The following is a 16,562-nucleotide window of genomic DNA, read 5'->3' as shown; positions in this document are numbered from 1 at the left end:
AGCCCCGCTCCACCTCGGGAGCGGGGCCTTTCTGTGCCTTCAGTGCGTCAGGTGAGCATCAGGCGAAAGCGTTGATGCCGGTGAGCGCACGGCCCAGCGTGAGCTGGTGAACTTCGTGTGTGCCCTCGTAGGTCAGCACGGTCTCGAGGTTGATGGCGTGGCGCAGCGGCGAGTACTCGCTGGTGATGCCCGAACCGCCGAACAGGGCGCGCAGGTCGCGGGCGATGTTCATAGCGGTGTCGACGTTGTTCATCTTGCCCAGCGAAATCTGCTCGGGGCGCACGCCGTCCTTGGAGTCCTTGAGGTCACCCAGGTGCGAAGCCAGCAGAGTGATGTTCGAGTACTGGCCGAAGGCCTTCGCGAGCTTCTGCTGCGAAATCTGGAAAGCGGCCAGCGGCTTGTCGAACTGGATGCGGCTGCCGGTGTACATGAGAGCCTGCTCCAGCGAATCGCGAGCAGCACCGGTGACACCCCAGACGATTCCGTAGCGGGCTTCCGACAGGCAGGACAGGGGTCCCTTGAGGCCTTCTGCCTTCGGCATGACGGCCGAACCGGGCAGGCGGACGTTGTCCAGGACGATTTCGCCGGTGATGGATGCCCGCAACGACAGCTTGCGCTGGACGGTGGGGGTTTCCACGCCGGGGGTGTCGGTGGGAACGACGAAGCCGCGGATCATGGGGCGGCCCTTGGCGTCGGTCTCTTCCGTCTTGGCCCACACGACTGCGACGTCGGCAACGGGGGAGTTGGTGATCCACATCTTGGCGCCGTTGAGGATCCAGTCGTCACCGTCGCGCTTGGCGGTGGTGCGCATGTTCGACGGGTCCGAACCGACGTCCGGTTCCGTCAGGCCGAAGCAGCCGATGGCCTTGCCTTCGCCCATGCGGGGCAGCCATTCTTCCTTCTGCTCTTCCGAACCCCAGTGGTGGATGGCGAACATGGCCAGCGAGCCCTGCACCGAGACGAGCGACCGCAGGCCGGAGTCGACGGCTTCGAGTTCACGGCAGGCGATGCCGTACATGCGGGCGGAAGCACCGGGCAGCGTGTAGCCGTCCAGGTGCATGCCGAGCAGGCCGAGTTCGCCGAGGCCTTCAGCGAGTTCGCGTGCCGGGATGGTGCCTTCGAGGTACCAGTCGCCGATCTTTTCGCGTACGTTTTCATCCAGCCAGCTGCGGACGATGCCGGCCCATTCGCGCTCTTCCTTCGAGAAGAGGTGATCGAGTCCGAGGATTTCGTCCGGGTGCGAGGTCTTGGCCATTTCACTCCTTTTTCAGAGGGCTCAGTGAGGACTTCCAAAAAGAGTATAGCCGAGATATGTATTTTGTGTGACCAATGTCCCTTTAGGCCTTCTGAGCGCAGATTCAGCCTTATCTGCCAAGATGGCCGGGTGCTTCACATCTCAGTTCTCGGTTCGACCGGTTCCGTTGGAACCCAGACCCTCGACGTGGTCAGCTCCCACCCGGACCGCTTTCAGATTGTCGGTCTCGTCTGCCACACGAACATTGCGGATGCCGCCGAACAGGCGGTCCGCTTTCGCGCCCGCGCCCTGGGCGCCGTCGGCGCATCATCACCTGACGAGGTGGAGCGGGCTGTTGCTTCTGCCGCCGCTGCCGCTGGGGTCGAGAACCCCGTCGAGCAGGTTTTCGTCGGACCGCGTGCGGCTGACGAGGTTGCACGCCTTGAAGCTGACACTGTTCTCAACGCCATTACGGGGGCTGCGGGGCTGACTGCCACTCTTGCCGCCCTGGAGAGCGGCACGGATGTGGCACTGGCAAACAAAGAGTCGCTCATCATCGGCGGCGATGTCGTGATGGAAGCCGCGGCCCGTACGGGAGCCCGCCTGCTTCCGGTCGACTCTGAGCATTCGGCCGTGTGGCAGGCTCTGCGTTCCGGCTGCCGCGAGGAAGTCAGCCGGCTGGTGATCACGGCAAGCGGTGGTCCTTTCCGCGGTATGACGCAGTCTGATCTTGAAGCCGTCACGCCCGCGCAGGCGCTCAAGCACCCCACGTGGGATATGGGGAAGGTCATCACCACGAACTCGGCAACCCTTGTCAACAAGGGTCTCGAGGTCATTGAGGCGCACCTGCTCTTCGATATTCCCTACGACCAGATCAGCGTCGTGGTGCACCCGCAGTCGCAGGTCCACTCGATGGTCGAATACGTCGACGGGTCGACAATTGCACAGGTCAGTCCACCGGATATGAAGCTGCCGATCGCCTACGCCCTGGGCTATGAGGAGCGGCTGTCGAACATCACGACACCCAACCGCTGGGACGAGCCGACCCAGTGGACTTTTGAACCTGTCGACCACGAGGCGTTTCCCGCCTTGCGCTTGGCGGTGCGGGCCGGTCGCCTGGGAGGAACAGCACCCGCTGTCTACAACGCGGCGAACGAAGTTCTGGTGGATGCTTTTCACGCCGGACAGATCTCCTTTCCCGGCATCAGCCGGGGAATCAGCGCCGCACTCGATGCCCACGCTCCACAGGATGGAAAGCTCACGGCGGAACTCGTCTTGGCTGCTGACCGCGAAGCCCGGGAGTTTGCGAAGCGCTGGGTGGCAGAACAGGCATCAGGCGGGGGAGACCGGGCATGACGGCCCTGCTGTACACCCTCGGAATCGTCTTCATGCTCGCGGTTGTCGGGCTTTCCATCGGGCTGCACGAACTTGGTCACCTGATTCCCGCCAAGCGCTTCGGGGTGAAGGTCACCCACTACATGATCGGGTTCGGGCCGACCCTGTTCTCCTTTAAGCGCGGCGAAACACGCTACGGCGTCAAACTGCTGCCGCTGGGCGGCTTCATCGCCATGCCGGGCATGTACCCGCCGAAGTCAGCGGTCCACGCTCGCGCCGAAGATCTTCACGGAGTCGAATCAGCCCACGACATCGTTGAGGCCGACGCCAAGCGGCGAGCCGTTGAGGGCGAAGATCCGCGGGAACAGGCCGGGCGCAAACGCCTGTTCGCACAGAGCATGGAGGATGCCCGCGAATTCTCCAATCAGGGCATCGGGCCAGGTGAAGAGGGGCGCACCTTCTACGCCCTGTCGGTTCCCAAGCGCCTGGCCGTCATGTTCGGCGGACCGGCGGTCAACCTCGTCCTCGGCATCGTCTTCTTAGGGCTTGTGCTCATGGGCATCGGCGTTCCGGGCCTGTCCACGCAGCTGTCCGGTGTTGTCGAATGTGCCGTTGACGCCGAAACCGCGCAGAAGCGCGGACCAAACGCCGAATGCCAGCCGGGTGATACTCCCGCACCGGCCAAGGCCGCGGGACTGAAACCGGGCGACACCATCACTGCTGTTGACGACACTCCCGTCGACACGTGGGAACAGGTGCAGGAGCTCATTGCGGCCAGTGCGGGCAGAACCGTCACCGTGGCCTATGAGCGGGACGGCTCTGAACACTTGGTGCGCGTGCCCATCATCGAAACCACGCGAGCGGTCTATGACGATGAAGGCAAGCAGAAGTTCACTGCTGACGGAAAGCCCGAAACCACCACCGTCGGCTTCCTTGGGGTCTCCCCGCAGAAGAAGCACTATCCGCTGTCGCCATCGGAGTTTCCCGCTGAGGCCGGAAAAGCCATCGGACAGACCTTTAAGGCACTGGCGACCCTGCCGGTGAAACTCGTCGACATCGGGAAGGTTGCCGTCGGGGGAGCAGAGCGCGACCCCAACGGTCCGATGGGCATGGTCGGTGTGGGGCGTGTTGCCGGCGAAATTGTTTCTGCCGAAGCTTTCGAAGTCGTCGACAAAGTGCAGCTCGGCCTGAGCCTGGCAGCCTCGCTCAACCTGTTCCTCTTTGCGTTCAACATGGTTCCGCTGCTTCCCCTGGACGGCGGCCACATAGCGGTCGCCCTCTACGAAGGGGCACGCCGCAGAATCAACCTCTCCCGCAGAAGAGGGCTCATCGGCCCCTTCGACACCGCAAAGCTGCTGCCGCTGACATACGGGGTCGTCGGCGTCCTCCTGTGTATGACGGTGCTGCTCGTCTACGTCGACATCGTCAAACCCGTGCGGCTCTTCGGCTGAGGCAGACTGCCTCGGCGGGGATTCCTTCAGTCTGAGCAAGGCTTCCTCGCCGTACCCGGTCCCCGATGTATTTCTGAGCGCTGACTGTGCACTGTCTGGCAGTGCGCACAGAGGATGCGCTATCCTGCTCACAGCAATTTGGAAATATGACCTGCCGCACGTTTTGCCGTCGGCAGGCCTCAGACAAGGAGCCCCATGAAGAAGAGCGTTCTTCTCAAGATCGCGGCCGCCGCAAGCGCAGCCGCCCTCGTCCTCACCGGATGTGAGCGCGGCGGAGCCGAAGGCGGTTCGGCAGCACCCGAAGAGAACTTCACCAAGGACCTGACCTTCGCCACCGGTGGCACCGCGGGTGTCTACTACCCGCTGGGCAACGAGTACGCCCGCATCCTGCAGGACACCGACGCTGACCTGAAGGTCAACGCCGTTGAAACCGATGGCTCCGTCGACAACCTCGGCCGCATCGCCAAGGGCGATGCTCAGCTGGGCTTCACCCAGTCGAACACCGCCAACGACGCAGTGCGCGGCTCCGGTGACTTCGAAGAGGTCGGCAAGCTCAACAACGTCGGCTGGATGGGTCAGCTGTACCCGGAAGCAGCCCAGATCATCACGCTTGAGAAGAGCGGCTTCAACTCGGTTGAAGACCTCAAGGGCAAGAAGATCGCCGTCGGCGCTCCCGGTTCGGGCACGGCAGCTGTCGCCAAGCTGATCCTCGACGCCTACGGCTTCAAGGAGGGCGACTACGAGCCCTACGAAGAGAGCTTCGCTGACGCCCGCTCCAAGGTGCAGGACGGCAACATCGACGCCTCGATCGAAATCCTCGGCGTCCCGGCCGCCTCGCTTTCGGAACTGGCCGCTAATGCAGACGTCAAGCTGCTGCCGATCGACAAGGACAAGGCCGAAAAGATCGCAGCTGAAACGGAATACGAAGCCTACGAAATCCCCGGCGGTTCCTACGACTTCGCCAAGGACCCGGTGCAGACCGTGACCGTGTTCGCCTCAATCGTCGGCTCGACCAATCAGATCAGCGAAGAAGACGGCTACGCGATCACCAAGGCGCTGTACGAAGACGCAGGCAAGATCTCACTGGCACAGGGCAAGCTCATCAAGGCCGAAGACGCTCTGCTCGGCCGCGGCGACGTTCCGCTCCACCCGGGTGCTAAGAAGTACTTCGAAGAAAAGGGCATTGAGGATCAGAACTGATCCTCAAACCCTCGGCTGACAACCGCGGCGACGGCGCATTGAGCGCCGTCGCCGCGTGCGCCGTTCAGACCCCATCCCCAGACAGGCAAGAAGATCATGACTCCCTCTGACACCGCCAAAAACCCGGACGCTGGTTCCGCCGACGCGGAGCCCCTGGACCAGCAGAAGGCGCAGGACCTCGCAGACAAGGTCATGCGCGACCTGGACAGCGCTTCGCGCTACCGCATCAACTCCGACATGGGGCCGTGGCGCATCGCCGTCTTCGTCCTGTCTGTCGCTCTGACCCTCTTCCAGCTGTACACAGCGCTGTTCGGCACCCGCCCCACCCTCATCCAGGGCTCGATTCACGTGGGCGGTGCCATGGGCATCATCTTCCTGTTGTACCCCCTGCACAGGAGCCTGAGCCTGAAGACGGATGAGAACCGCAAAGCGTACTACGCGTCGCTCTGCGCTGACACCGTCCTGTCGCTGCTGGCAATGGGCACCTCGGTGTACCTGCTGGCCAACTACACCTACCTGACGGGCGTGGGCGTGCAGATCCACGGCTACTCGACCCTTGACACGATCGTCGCGCTCATTGCGATCCTTCTGATCCTCGAAGCCACCCGCCGCTGCGTGGGTCTGCCGATCGTCATCATCGCCGTTGTCGCCTTGCTCTACTTCTGGTTGGGCAACTACTCACCGATCATGCGCTACCACGGCACCACGTGGCAGAACATGGTGCAGCAGACCTACTACTCGTCGCGCTCAATTTTCGGTGTGCCGATCCAGGTGTCCTCGAGCTTCATCTTCCTGTTCCTGTTCTTCGGCGTCATCCTCGTCCGCACCGACATCGGCGCATACTTCAACTCGCTGGCATTCCGCCTGACCGGCCGCTATGCGGGTGGTCCCGCAAAGGCCGCCGTTGTCGCCTCGGCCATGCAGGGAACCGTCACCGGCTCCTCGGTCGCCAACGCTGTGACTTCTGGTTCGTTCACGATTCCGCTGATGAAGAGGGTCGGCTTCAGCCCGAAGTTCGCCGCTGCTGTTGAAGCCACCGCGTCGACCGGTGGGCAGATCATGCCGCCCGTTATGGGTGCTGCCGTGTTCATCATGGCCGAATACACGGGCGTGCCCTACTCGCAGATCATCCTGATTGCGATCGTTCCCGCGTTCCTGTACTTCGCCGGCGTTATGCTCGCCGTCCACTTCGAAGCGCGTCGCCTGCGCATCGAAGGCTATTCAAAGGACGAACTTCCGCGTTGGAAGATGCTGCTCAAGCGCCTTGACCAGCTGCTGCCGCTGGCCGTCATCATCGTGACCCTCCTTGCGGGAACCACACCGCAGAAGGCCGCTCTGTGGGGCATCCTCGTGGCATTCGTCATCAGCCTGCTGCGCGCCAGCACCCGCCTGGGTGTCAAGGACACCATCCTGCTGCTGGAAGAGGGCGCGAAGACCGCTCTGCCGGTCATCGCCGCATGTGCAACCGCCGGTATGGTCGCCGGCATTGTGACCGCAACCGGTCTGGGCGGCCGCCTGGCCGACAGCATCCTCACCGCGGCTGGCGAGAACTTCTTCCTCGTCATGTTCTTCACCATGATCGCCTGCCTGGTGCTGGGCATGGGTCTGCCGACCACCGCGAACTACGTCGTCACGGCCACCGTGGCAGCGCCGATCCTCATTTCGAACTTCGATGTGCCGGTTCTGGCCGCACACCTGTTCGTTTTCTACTTCGGTCTGCTTGCAGACGTGACCCCTCCGGTGTGCCTGGCCGCCTACGCTGCTTCGGGCATTGCCGGATCGAACCCGCTGAAGTCTGGTGTCACCGCACTCAAGGTTGCGATCGCCGGATTCCTGGTGCCCTACGTCTTCGTGATGGAGCCGGTGCTGCTGTTCCAGGGCGACCAGAACCCGCTCATGTTCATCCCGGTGTTCATAACAGCACTGCTGGGCATGGCGGTGTTGTCGGCCGCCGTGGCAGGGTTCTATTTCCGCAAGCTCGCCTCCTGGGAGTCGGTCATTCTGGCACTTGCCGGCCTTCTCCTGGTCTACCCGGTCATCGCCATGTCGCTCGTCGGTCTGGTCGTCGCGGTCATCATGGCGGTCTACCAGCGAGCAGGTGAACGGAAGAAGGCTCACGGCGCATCCACAGGGGCAGGGGTCTAGAATCGTTCTGCGGGCCGAAGCTTTGGCCTAGGCCCGCAGAACTGTGCACATCCCCACAGCCTCGTTCGAAAGGGAACCGCCTGTGACATCGGTCAATCTGGGCATGCCGAAACCGCCCCCGCCTGTTCTGGCACCCCGCCGCACAACCCGACAGATCAAGGTCGGAAGCGTCGGAGTGGGATCGGAATCCCCGGTCAGCATCCAGTCGATGACGACCACCAAGACCACCGACATCAACGGCACTCTGCAGCAGATTGCCGAGCTCACGGCCGCCGGGTGCGACATCGTGCGTGTCGCCTGCCCGTCCGCCGACGACGCCGAGGCACTTCCTGCAATCGCCCAGAAGTCGAAGATCCCGGTCATCGCCGACATCCACTTCCAGCCGAAGTACGTCTATGCGGCCATTGACGCCGGATGCGCCGGTGTGCGCGTCAACCCCGGCAACATCCGCAAGTTCGACGACCAGGTGAAGGAAATCTCCAAGGCGGCCTCGGATGCCGGAGTGTCGTTGCGCATCGGCGTCAACGCCGGGTCGCTCGATAAGCGGATCATGGAGAAATACGGTTCGGCCACTCCGGAAGCACTCGTTGAGTCCGCCGTGTGGGAGGCGAGCCTCTTTGAGGAACACGACTTCCACGACTTCAAAATTTCGGTCAAGCACCACGACCCCGTCGTCATGGTTCAGGCATACGAAATGCTCGCTGAACGAGGCGACTGGCCGCTGCACCTGGGTGTGACCGAAGCCGGTCCCGCGTTCCAGGGAACCATCAAGTCGGCAACCGCTTTCGGCTCTCTGCTCTCCCGGGGCATCGGCGACACCATCCGTGTTTCTCTGTCCGCCCCGCCGGTCGAAGAAGTCAAGGTCGGCGAACAGATCCTGCAGTCGCTCAACCTGCGTCCGCGCAAGCTTGAAATCGTGTCCTGCCCGTCCTGTGGACGCGCCCAGGTCGATGTCTTCGAACTGGCCGAAAAGGTCACCGCCGGCCTTGAGGGCATGGAAATTCCGCTGCGCGTGGCCGTCATGGGCTGTGTTGTCAACGGTCCCGGTGAAGCGCGCGAAGCCGATCTCGGCGTGGCTTCCGGCAACGGCAAGGGACAGATCTTCGTCAAGGGCGAAGTCATCCGCACCGTGCCGGAATCGAAGATCGTCGAAACGCTCATCGAAGAGGCCCACCGCATCGCCGAAGAGTCCGATGAACCTTCCGGCCCACCCGAGGTCATCGTCGGGTGACGGTTCTGGCAGCCCCGCTGCTGCATGAGCACACCGACTGGTTCGCCGCGGAGATCGCCCGTGATCCCGCGGCGAACGTCTTCCTGCAGGCACTGCTGGAACGCTCGCGCACAGCCGAAATAGCCAGCCCCGCCGGCCGGATGGTGGGCTGTTTTCGGGATGGCCGCCCGGTTGCCGCCTACTGGCTGGGCAGCACGATTGTTCCGCTGAGCGCCGACCCCGAAACCAACCGGGTGATGGCCGCAATCCTCAACCACGAGGGACGCAGGCCATCGTCGTTTGTGGGTCCCGCCGAGCAGGTTCTCGATCTGACCAGCAGGCTGAACTGGGGAACACCCCGGGATCGCAGGCCCAACCAGCCGCTGCTCAGTGCGCTTGCCCCGCCGACCGTTGTGCCGGACCCCCTGGTCCGGCAGTTCTCCCCGTACGAGGCGGAGGTTGTCTTCCCGGCTTCCGTCGCCATGTACGAAGAAGAGGTGGGGTATTCACCTCTCGAAGGTGGGAGCGCTGGCTATCGAAACCGGGTCGAGGGGCTCATCGCCAGCGGGCTGTCGCTGGGCTACACGGCGCGCACCGGGCCGACCGGTCACCCCATGCCACTGTGGCCCAACCGGATGTCCGACGAACAAGTGGTGTTCAAAGCCGATATCGGGATCGGTTCGGGAACATCGGTTCAAGTGCAGGGCGTGTGGGTGCACCCTGAATACCGCGGCAGGGGAGTGGCCTCGCGCGCCATGGCCGCCACGACGGCACTCATTCGCCGGCGTTTCGCTCCGATCGTCACGCTGTACGCCAACAGTCACAACGCACCCGCTCTGCGCGCATACGCAAAAGCCGGCTTCGTCCCCGTCGGCACCTTCGCAACGGTGACCTACTGAGGCGAGCACACGCGCGCAGACAACCCGTTAGAGCCGCACAAAGGCGCGTGAACAGCGCGGCGTAAGCGGCGCCTCGTCAGACTCAGCGGGACGTGCGCCCGCGCAGCCGGTCCCATGCCCGGCGGTCCTTCTTCGTGGGCCGGCCAGCACCCTTTTCGCGTTTGGGAACCGGGGCGCGCAGCAGCGGGTTCGGTGGGGGAGACGTATCGATGTAGCAGGCTGCGGCCATAGATGCGGGTCCGCGGGTGTCGAGGAAACCCTGTACCGTGAGCACGCGCTCAGCACCCGGCCGGCGGATGACGACAACTTGGCCGATCTTCACCTTGTCCGACGGCTTGGCCCGGTCACCGTCAATGCGCACGTGCCCGGACTTGATCTGCTTCTGCGCCAAAGACCGTGTTTTGAACGCGCGAACACACCACAGCCAGACATCAATCCGCTGGCTTGTGCCGGCATCAAAGCTCAGCTCCGGCATGAGGCTCCTTTCGGCGTTGTCGGCCCGGTGGCGAAGACACTGCGAACAACTGTAGCGCCGGTGATAATCTTGCCCCGATACCTGCCCGAAAAAGGAGCCCACATGACCCTGCGGCTGTCGAAGCTGTTCGTCCGGACGCTGAAAGAAGATCCGACCGATGCAGAAATCAAAAGCCACAAACTGCTGCACCGCGCCGGCTACATTCGCCGCACCTCACCCGGTATCTTCTCGTGGCTGCCGCTGGGCCTGAAGGTCCTCGAGCGCGTCGAAGCGATTGTCCGCGAGGAAATGGAGCGCGCCGGCAGCCAGGAAGTCCACTTCCCGGCACTGCTGCCGGCAGAGCCCTACCAGCAGTCGGGGCGCTGGGAAGCCTTCGGCGAGGGCATTTTCCGTCTGAAGGACCGCCGCGAGCACGACTACCTGCTCGCACCGACCCACGAAGAGGTGTTCACCATGCTGGTGTCCGACCTCTATTCGTCGTACAAGGACCTCCCGCTGGGCCTGTACCAGATTCAGACCAAGTACCGCGATGAGGCCAGGCCGCGGGCCGGTCTGCTGCGCGGACGCGAATTCATCATGAAGGACGCCTATTCCTTCGACACGGACGACGCGGGCCTCGACGCTTCCTACGAAGCCATGCGCCGGGCCTATATCAACGTCTTCAACCGCCTGGGCCTGCCGTACGTCGTTGTGGAAGCCACCCCCGGTGCGATGGGCGGTTCCGGTACGCACGAATTCCTCTACCCGAGCGAAGTCGGCGAAGACACCTACGTCCGCTCCGACGGCGGCTACACCGCCAATGTCGAAGCCGTCACCACTCCGCTGGCCGACCCCGTGCCGTTTGACGGTCTGCCGGAAGCACAGGTCATGGAAACTCCGGACTCGCGCACCATCGAAACCCTCGTCGAAAGCGCAAACGAAGTCCTCCCGCGCTCTGACCGCCCCTGGACGGCTGCAGACACGCTCAAGAACGTCGTGTGCGCCCTCATCCACCCCGACGGCGAACGCGAAGTCATCGTCATCGGCCTGCCCGGCGATCGCGCTGTCGACCTCGACCGCGCTGCGGGAACCGGTCTGCTCGGCGACGGTGAAGTCGACCTCGAACCGGCAACCGAAGACGACCTCAAGAAGCACCCCGGCCTCGTTCCCGGATACATCGGCCCCGGAAACTCGCTCGACGCACCCATTCTGGGTGCCGAAAGCTCCACTGGTATCCGCTATTTCCTCGACCCGCGCGTCTCTGAGGGCACACAGTGGGTCACCGGTGCCAACGAAGACCGCAAGCACGTCTTCAACCTCACCGCCGGCCGCGACTTCAAGGCTGACGGCTACATCGAAGCTGCTGAAATCCGCGAGGGCGACCCCGCTCCGGACGGCTCCGGACCGCTGCAGCTTGCCCGCGGTGTGGAGATCGGCCAGATCTTCAAACTCGGCACCCGCTACGCAGAAGCTCTCGGCCTGAACGTGCTTGATGAAAACGGCAAGTCCCGCGTCGTCACGATGGGCAGCTACGGCATCGGCGTCACCCGTGTCCTGGCCTGCCTGGTCGAAGAGTTCGCCGACGACAAGGGCCTGCTGTGGCCGGTGCACCTGGCTCCCGCCGACGTGCACATTGTGGCCACCGGCAAGGGCGACGAACCGCTGGAAGCTGCTGAAAAGCTCGCCGCCGCCATTGAAGCGGCCGGCTTCCGAGTTCTGTTGGATGACCGTCCGAAGGTTTCACCCGGCATGAAGTTCGGCGATGCTGAGCTGCTGGGTGTGCCGAACGTCCTTGTCGCCGGCCGCGGCCTGGCCGACGGTGTCGTGGAACTTCGTGACCGCTTCACCGGCGAATCGACCGACCTGCCGGTTGATGAAGCCGCTGACGCCGTCGTTGCTCGCCTGCGCGAACAGTACGCCAAGCAGGACGCCGTCGAACTTCTGTAAGCGCCAGATGCTGGCAGTCGAACTGCCGGCTGAACGCAAACGCCGGTGCCCCAAGCGAAAGGCTTGGGGCACCGGCTTTTTCTGTCGTATCAGCGCAGCTGCGCGTCAGCCGAGTGGTTTGAGCTGCTGGGTGGTAATACCCTGCACGCTGACTCCGGTGAGGGCACGGGCAACCCACAGGGAGCGCTCCGCGTCTTCTGTCAGCCGGGGATTGCCATCGGCGGCGGCGCGTAAGTACCAGAACATGTTCTGGACCTCACGAGCAACAGAAGCGCCCATCGCCCCGCTGGGGTTGATCTGTGCGCAGCGGGAAAGCTCAGCGGCGAAGCCGCGCAGCCAGTCCGCCTGTCCTTCCGGATCCGTTCCGGGGATTTCGCCCAGTCGGTTCCACATGAGCGGCGCAAGCATGTATTCGGTGGGGCCCGTCAGGGGCTGCGGGTCGATGGCCTTCCACGTGGCGATGCCGTTGGCGTCCGGATTGCCGGCAAGGATGTTGTAGTAGTGCAGATCGGCGTGCAGCAGCCAGCTGTCTGCAGCACCCGCCAGTTCTTTCGTCCACGACAGCGCAGTCGAGAGCACCTGCTGGTCGGTTTGTGTGAATGCCGGAAAATCTTCGACCAGACGTACATCGGCGTCAAAGCGCTTCAGCCATGCGGCGGCGATGTCCTGCACGCGCACGAAACCGCTGCCGCCCGGTACGCGCAGCGCCTGCACCAGCTGTCCCCAAATAGGGGCAACTGCGTGAAGCGGCTCCGTCGACAGGTTGACTTCGGTCCGCAGTCGTTCCTGCAGGGTGGCACGCATGGACGGGTCGTCTTCTATGATCCGCACAGCACCGTGCCCACCCCACGCGCGCAGCGCCCGGATGGTCTGTTCGTGCACCGTGGGATTGTCGGTGTTCGGGGCGGCTATGCGCAGCACCGCGGGAAAGCCGTCGTGCAGGCGGACCGGGATGACGAGGCTTTCCGCGCCCGCCCAAGGGGAGCCCGGCTGGGGGTCGTCCGTGAGCTTCCACCGGTCGAACAGCTCGAACACGATGTGGTCAAGGGCAGCAGCCCAGGCCTGTGCGCGTTCCTCACCCTGGGTCTGCGTTGCCGAATTGAGGAGCACGGGAGGTACTTTCACTGAGCTTCTCCTTCATAGCGCAGCAGCTGCCTGCCGCCGAAGCCGATGCGAGCATCAGCGCTCGCTTTGAGTTCGCGGCCGGCCAGCGGCACGGCGGCGGGGTCCTCGAACACTCCGAACAGGGCTGCGGCGACCGTGTCTTCCAGCTGCTGGGCGAGCTTCTTTGCCGACCCGGGGTCAGACGGGTTGTGCGGCAGGTTCCACGCTGGACGGTTCGCGGCTTCTTCGCGTTCGCCCTGTTTGAGCAGTGTGTTGGCATCAGCCGCAGCGTTGGCGAGTGCTTCCACCCTGGCGGTGGCCGCCCTGCGTTCCCGGCTATCGGGCTTCATTGCCAGGGCGACCTTGGTGTATCCGTAGGAGGCTTTGAAAGCCGCCTTCGCAAATTCGTGCAGAGGGTCGGCATCGTCACCTGGGCTGTACGGCTTGCGGTCCGCGAAATCGGGGTAGCCCTGGGCAGGAAGCTGGGCGAAGCGCTGCTGGGCTGGTTTCCAGTTCGGCAAGAGGTTCGATGCGCCGACCGCCACGTCGACGATGATGGCTGTCTGGGGTCCGCCGAGTGTGTGGATGTCGCGCAGGACCAGGTCGACGATGGAGTACATGGCAGAAACAAAGGTGTTCTGCGGGGGAATCTCGGGGAATCCGGAATTGTCTGATGTCCAGGGCGGGCCGATTGCGGCAGTGAGCCTCGAGCGCTCTTCTTCGTGGTCATCGTCGTTGATGGAGGCCAGAACCGCGGCTATCCGGCCGCGGGAGGATTCTTCGGCCTCGGCCTGTATGCGGTCTTCTGGCGAACCGAAGCGCAGGCCGCACCCGGACAGTGCCGCAGTCGCGCTGAGCAGGAGGAAAGCGCGTCTGCTGGTGTGCTTCGGTCTGGAGTAGGCCATTCGCTCATCCTACTCGTCAAGAGTATGCGGGTGTGAAACAAAACCTCGGATGCGTTCACGTGAGCAGGGTGCGTTGTTCTTGTGCTGGTCGTGCGGCAAGAATAGGGGCATGGCTTATTCAGAAGACGACATCGCCCAGGCCGCAGCCGGCCCGCTGGAAGAGCTGGGTCTGCTGGTGGAAGACGTGAAGATGCACGCCGCGGGTGTGCACCGGCGGCTGGTGGTCACAGTGGATCTTGCGGGTGACACGACCGAGGCTGTGTCTTCGGACCTCATCGAGCAGGCCACCCGCGTCATCTCCGAGGTGATCGATCCGCTTCCGCTGTTCAACGACAAGCCGTACGAACTCGAGGTGTCTTCCCCGGGTGCGCTGCGCCCGCTGACCGAACCGCGTCACTTCCGCAGGAACGTCGGTCGGACGATCGAGGTGAGGCCCACCGAGGGCAAGAAGACCACCGGTGTGCTCACCGGCGTGACCGGACTCGGCATTGTTCTGGAGCCGGGTTCGGGCCGCGAACCGGTCGAGTTTTCCTTTGATGGAATCGAAAAAGCCCAGGTGGTTCTCAAATTCCGCTGATGCGGCATGCTTCGTACATGAACTAGGGTTGAACCGAAAAACTGAATAACAAGACAGAAGAGGAGCGGGCAGTGGACATCGATCTTGGCGCACTAAGGCTGATTGAAAGCGAGCGCGAAATTCCGATGACGACGCTGGTGGGGCTGATTGAACAGGCTCTGCTGAGCGCGTACCACAACATGGAGGGCCACTACCCGGACTCTCGTGCGGAGATTGACCTGAAAACCGGCAAGGCCACCATCTGGGCCACGGAATTCGACGCCGACGACAACCCCATCGGGGAATTCGACGACACGCCCGATGACTTCGGGCGTATTGCGGCTATGACGGCGCGCAATGTCATTCACCAGCGCCTGCGCGCAGTTGAAGACGAAGGCGTGCTCGGATCTTTCCGCGACAAAGAGGGCGAGATCGTCTCCGGCATTATCCAGCAGGGCCGTGACGCAGCCATGATCCAGGTGGACCTGGGCGAAGTCGAAGCTCTTCTGCCGCCGCACGAACAGGTGCCCGGTGAAGACTATTCGCACGGCAGGCGCATCCGCGTGTTCATCGCCGATGTTCGTCCCGGCAACAAGGGTCCGTCGATCACGGTTTCGCGAACCCACCCGAACCTCGTGCGCAAGCTGTTTGCCCACGAAGTCCCGCAGATTGCCGACGGCAGCGTGGAAATCGTCTCAATTGCACGCGAAGCCGGACACCGCACCAAGCTCGCGGTGCAGGCAACCGTACCGGGGCTCAACGCCAAGGGCGCCTGCATTGGCGAGATGGGCACCCGCGTGCGGGCCGTCATGAACGAACTCGGGGCCGAAAAGATCGACATCGTCGACTACAGCGATGACCCGACTGTCTTCATCGCCAATGCCCTAAGCCCGGCGGAAGTCGAGCGCGTTGAGGTTCTTGACTCCGCCTCGAAGATGGCGCGCGCCTATGTGCGCCCCGACCTTCTGTCGCTTGCGATCGGCAAGGAAGGTCAGAACGCCCGCCTGGCCGCCAAGCTGACAGGGTGGAAGATCGACATCGTCGAAGCCTAGGCCCCGCGGGCAGGTAAGGCCCGTGCTGTAGACTGACATGCGTGGTCTCTTCAACTGGCGTGCCCGAACGCATGTGCATCGGGTGCCGTGCAAGAGCACCGCAGACCGACCTCATCCGTCTGGTGCTGCAGACCGAGCCGATTCGGATTGCAGTTGATGAGGGCCGAGTGCTTCCCGGAAGGGGCGCTTGGCTTCATCCGCAGACAGACTGCCTAGAACGGGCAGTGAAGAAGAGCGCATTCGCAGCTGCCTTCAAGCAGAAGATCCCGCGAAGCGCATACGAAGATCACGGAAAGTGGTTGCAGAAGATGGAAAACAAGTAGTGAGTGCTCAGAAATGACACCCAAGACTTACGGACGTGGACAGTGAAATGAGCACTGTTCCGACTCGATGAGGTTCTCTCCTGTTCGGAGAGAACCCGGACAGGAGAAAAGTGGCAAAGCCCCGTGTTCACCAGCTCGCAAAAGAGCTGGGAACGACAAGCAAGGAAGTGCTTGCGAAGCTCCAGGAAATGGGCGAGTTCGTAACCTCGGCCTCCTCAACCCTGGAAGCTCCCGTCGTGCGCAAGGTCCGCGAGGCCTTCGACGGTGCAGACAAGCCCGAAGCCGAAGCTGAATCGGCCGCCAAGAAGCCGGCGGCAAAGAAGCCCGCCGCCAAGTCGACCGCTGCCAAGTCGACAACCGCTAAGCCCGCAGCTAAGAAGCCGGCCGCGAAGTCGACGGCTGCTAAGCCGACCGCTGCTAAGTCGACAACGGCAAAGCCGGCTGCATCGAAGGCTGCCGGCGCAAAGACCACGGCATCGCCGGCAGCGCCGAAGCCTGCGGCTCCCAAGCCGGCACCCAAGCCCGCGGCCAAGAAACCCGCCGCTCCGAAGCCGGCACCCAAACCTGCCGCAAAGAGCGAAGAATCCCCGGCACCTCGTCCGGCGGCACCTCGCCCAGGCGGTTCGCGCCCCGGCAACAACCCCTTCGCACCCAAGCAGGGAATGCCCACCCCCGGCCCGCGCCCGGCGGCACCTCGCCCCGGACCGCGCCCCGGCGGTTCGCGCCCCGGCAACAACCCCTTCGCAC

The 16,562-nt window shown here is 63.5% G+C and carries 15 protein-coding genes; 11 read left to right on the top strand and 4 right to left on the bottom strand.

Annotation, left to right across the window (positions count from 1 at the left end; genetic code table 11):
• Window positions 1-58: 58 nt before the first annotated feature.
• On the bottom strand, window positions 59-1,255 hold the full coding sequence (locus HMPREF3092_RS03780) for an acyl-CoA dehydrogenase family protein (RefSeq protein WP_019174847.1): 1,197 nt from the start codon (window positions 1,253-1,255) through the stop codon (window positions 59-61).
• A 129-nt stretch (window positions 1,256-1,384) separates the two neighbouring features.
• On the opposite strand from HMPREF3092_RS03780, the gene dxr reads away from it, so the two are divergent.
• The 6 genes from dxr (at window position 1,385) to HMPREF3092_RS03750 (ending at window position 9,474) form a co-directional block, all read left to right on the top strand.
• On the top strand, window positions 1,385-2,590 hold the full coding sequence (dxr, locus tag HMPREF3092_RS03775; RefSeq protein ID WP_070423885.1) for a 1-deoxy-D-xylulose-5-phosphate reductoisomerase: 1,206 nt from the start codon (window positions 1,385-1,387) through the stop codon (window positions 2,588-2,590).
• On the top strand, window positions 2,587-4,020 hold the full coding sequence (locus HMPREF3092_RS03770) for a M50 family metallopeptidase (protein ID WP_019174849.1): 1,434 nt from the start codon (window positions 2,587-2,589) through the stop codon (window positions 4,018-4,020). The genes dxr and HMPREF3092_RS03770 overlap by 4 nt, the downstream gene beginning before the upstream one ends.
• A 195-nt stretch (window positions 4,021-4,215) precedes the next feature.
• On the top strand, window positions 4,216-5,220 hold the full coding sequence (locus tag HMPREF3092_RS03765; protein ID WP_061943452.1) for a TAXI family TRAP transporter solute-binding subunit: 1,005 nt from the start codon (window positions 4,216-4,218) through the stop codon (window positions 5,218-5,220).
• A gap of 96 nt (window positions 5,221-5,316) precedes the next feature.
• A complete protein-coding gene (locus tag HMPREF3092_RS03760) occupies window positions 5,317-7,365 on the top strand; it encodes a TRAP transporter permease (protein WP_070423884.1) in 2,049 nt (682 codons plus the stop codon).
• Window positions 7,366-7,447: 82 nt separating this feature from the next.
• Window positions 7,448-8,596, top strand: a complete 1,149-nt coding sequence (gene ispG / locus HMPREF3092_RS03755) for a flavodoxin-dependent (E)-4-hydroxy-3-methylbut-2-enyl-diphosphate synthase (protein WP_026022735.1) — start codon at window positions 7,448-7,450, stop codon at window positions 8,594-8,596.
• On the top strand, window positions 8,593-9,474 hold the full coding sequence (locus tag HMPREF3092_RS03750; RefSeq protein WP_083274239.1) for a GNAT family N-acetyltransferase: 882 nt from the start codon (window positions 8,593-8,595) through the stop codon (window positions 9,472-9,474). The genes ispG and HMPREF3092_RS03750 overlap by 4 nt, the downstream gene beginning before the upstream one ends.
• 82 nt (window positions 9,475-9,556) lie before the next feature.
• Here the strand turns inward: HMPREF3092_RS03750 and HMPREF3092_RS03745 are convergent, their stop codons facing one another.
• On the bottom strand, window positions 9,557-9,949 hold the full coding sequence (locus HMPREF3092_RS03745; RefSeq protein WP_019174854.1) for an RNA-binding S4 domain-containing protein: 393 nt from the start codon (window positions 9,947-9,949) through the stop codon (window positions 9,557-9,559).
• Window positions 9,950-10,051: 102 nt separating this feature from the next.
• Here HMPREF3092_RS03745 and HMPREF3092_RS03740 point away from each other — a divergent pair, with 102 nt between their 5' ends.
• Complete coding sequence (locus HMPREF3092_RS03740) at window positions 10,052-11,875, top strand: proline--tRNA ligase (protein WP_070423883.1); 1,824 nt, start codon at window positions 10,052-10,054, stop codon at window positions 11,873-11,875.
• Window positions 11,876-11,980: 105 nt separating this feature from the next.
• Here HMPREF3092_RS03740 and HMPREF3092_RS03735 read toward each other — a convergent pair whose 3' ends face one another.
• Together HMPREF3092_RS03735 and HMPREF3092_RS03730 are read right to left on the bottom strand one after the other, a co-directional pair.
• Window positions 11,981-13,000 (bottom strand): aminoglycoside phosphotransferase family protein, encoded by a 1,020-nt coding sequence (locus tag HMPREF3092_RS03735; protein WP_061943471.1) that lies wholly within the window; start codon window positions 12,998-13,000, stop codon window positions 11,981-11,983.
• Window positions 12,997-13,884 (bottom strand): hypothetical protein, encoded by an 888-nt coding sequence (locus HMPREF3092_RS03730; RefSeq protein ID WP_070423882.1) that lies wholly within the window; start codon window positions 13,882-13,884, stop codon window positions 12,997-12,999. The genes HMPREF3092_RS03735 and HMPREF3092_RS03730 overlap by 4 nt, the downstream gene beginning before the upstream one ends.
• 109 nt (window positions 13,885-13,993) lie before the next feature.
• Here HMPREF3092_RS03730 and rimP point away from each other — a divergent pair, with 109 nt between their 5' ends.
• The 4 genes from rimP to HMPREF3092_RS03710 form a co-directional block, all read left to right on the top strand.
• Window positions 13,994-14,461, top strand: coding sequence for a ribosome maturation factor RimP (gene rimP / locus HMPREF3092_RS03725; RefSeq protein ID WP_062019520.1), 468 nt, complete (start codon window positions 13,994-13,996; stop codon window positions 14,459-14,461).
• 71 nt (window positions 14,462-14,532) lie between these two features.
• A complete protein-coding gene (gene nusA, locus HMPREF3092_RS03720; protein ID WP_070423881.1) occupies window positions 14,533-15,492 on the top strand; it encodes a transcription termination factor NusA in 960 nt (319 codons plus the stop codon).
• Window positions 15,493-15,533: 41 nt separating this feature from the next.
• Entirely contained in the window at window positions 15,534-15,815 is a 282-nt protein-coding gene (locus HMPREF3092_RS03715; protein ID WP_070423880.1) for a YlxR family protein, read from the top strand.
• Window positions 15,816-15,925: 110 nt separating this feature from the next.
• Window positions 15,926-16,562 (top strand): translation initiation factor IF-2 N-terminal domain-containing protein (locus HMPREF3092_RS03710; RefSeq protein ID WP_176745688.1); only part of this gene is annotated, 637 nt, incomplete at its 3' end.

The sequence above is a fragment of the Brevibacterium sp. HMSC24B04 genome (assembly GCF_001806835.1).
Classification (GTDB): Bacteria; Actinomycetota; Actinomycetes; order Actinomycetales; family Brevibacteriaceae; genus Brevibacterium; species Brevibacterium ravenspurgense.
This window is presented reverse-complemented; position numbering and strand designations above follow the sequence as displayed.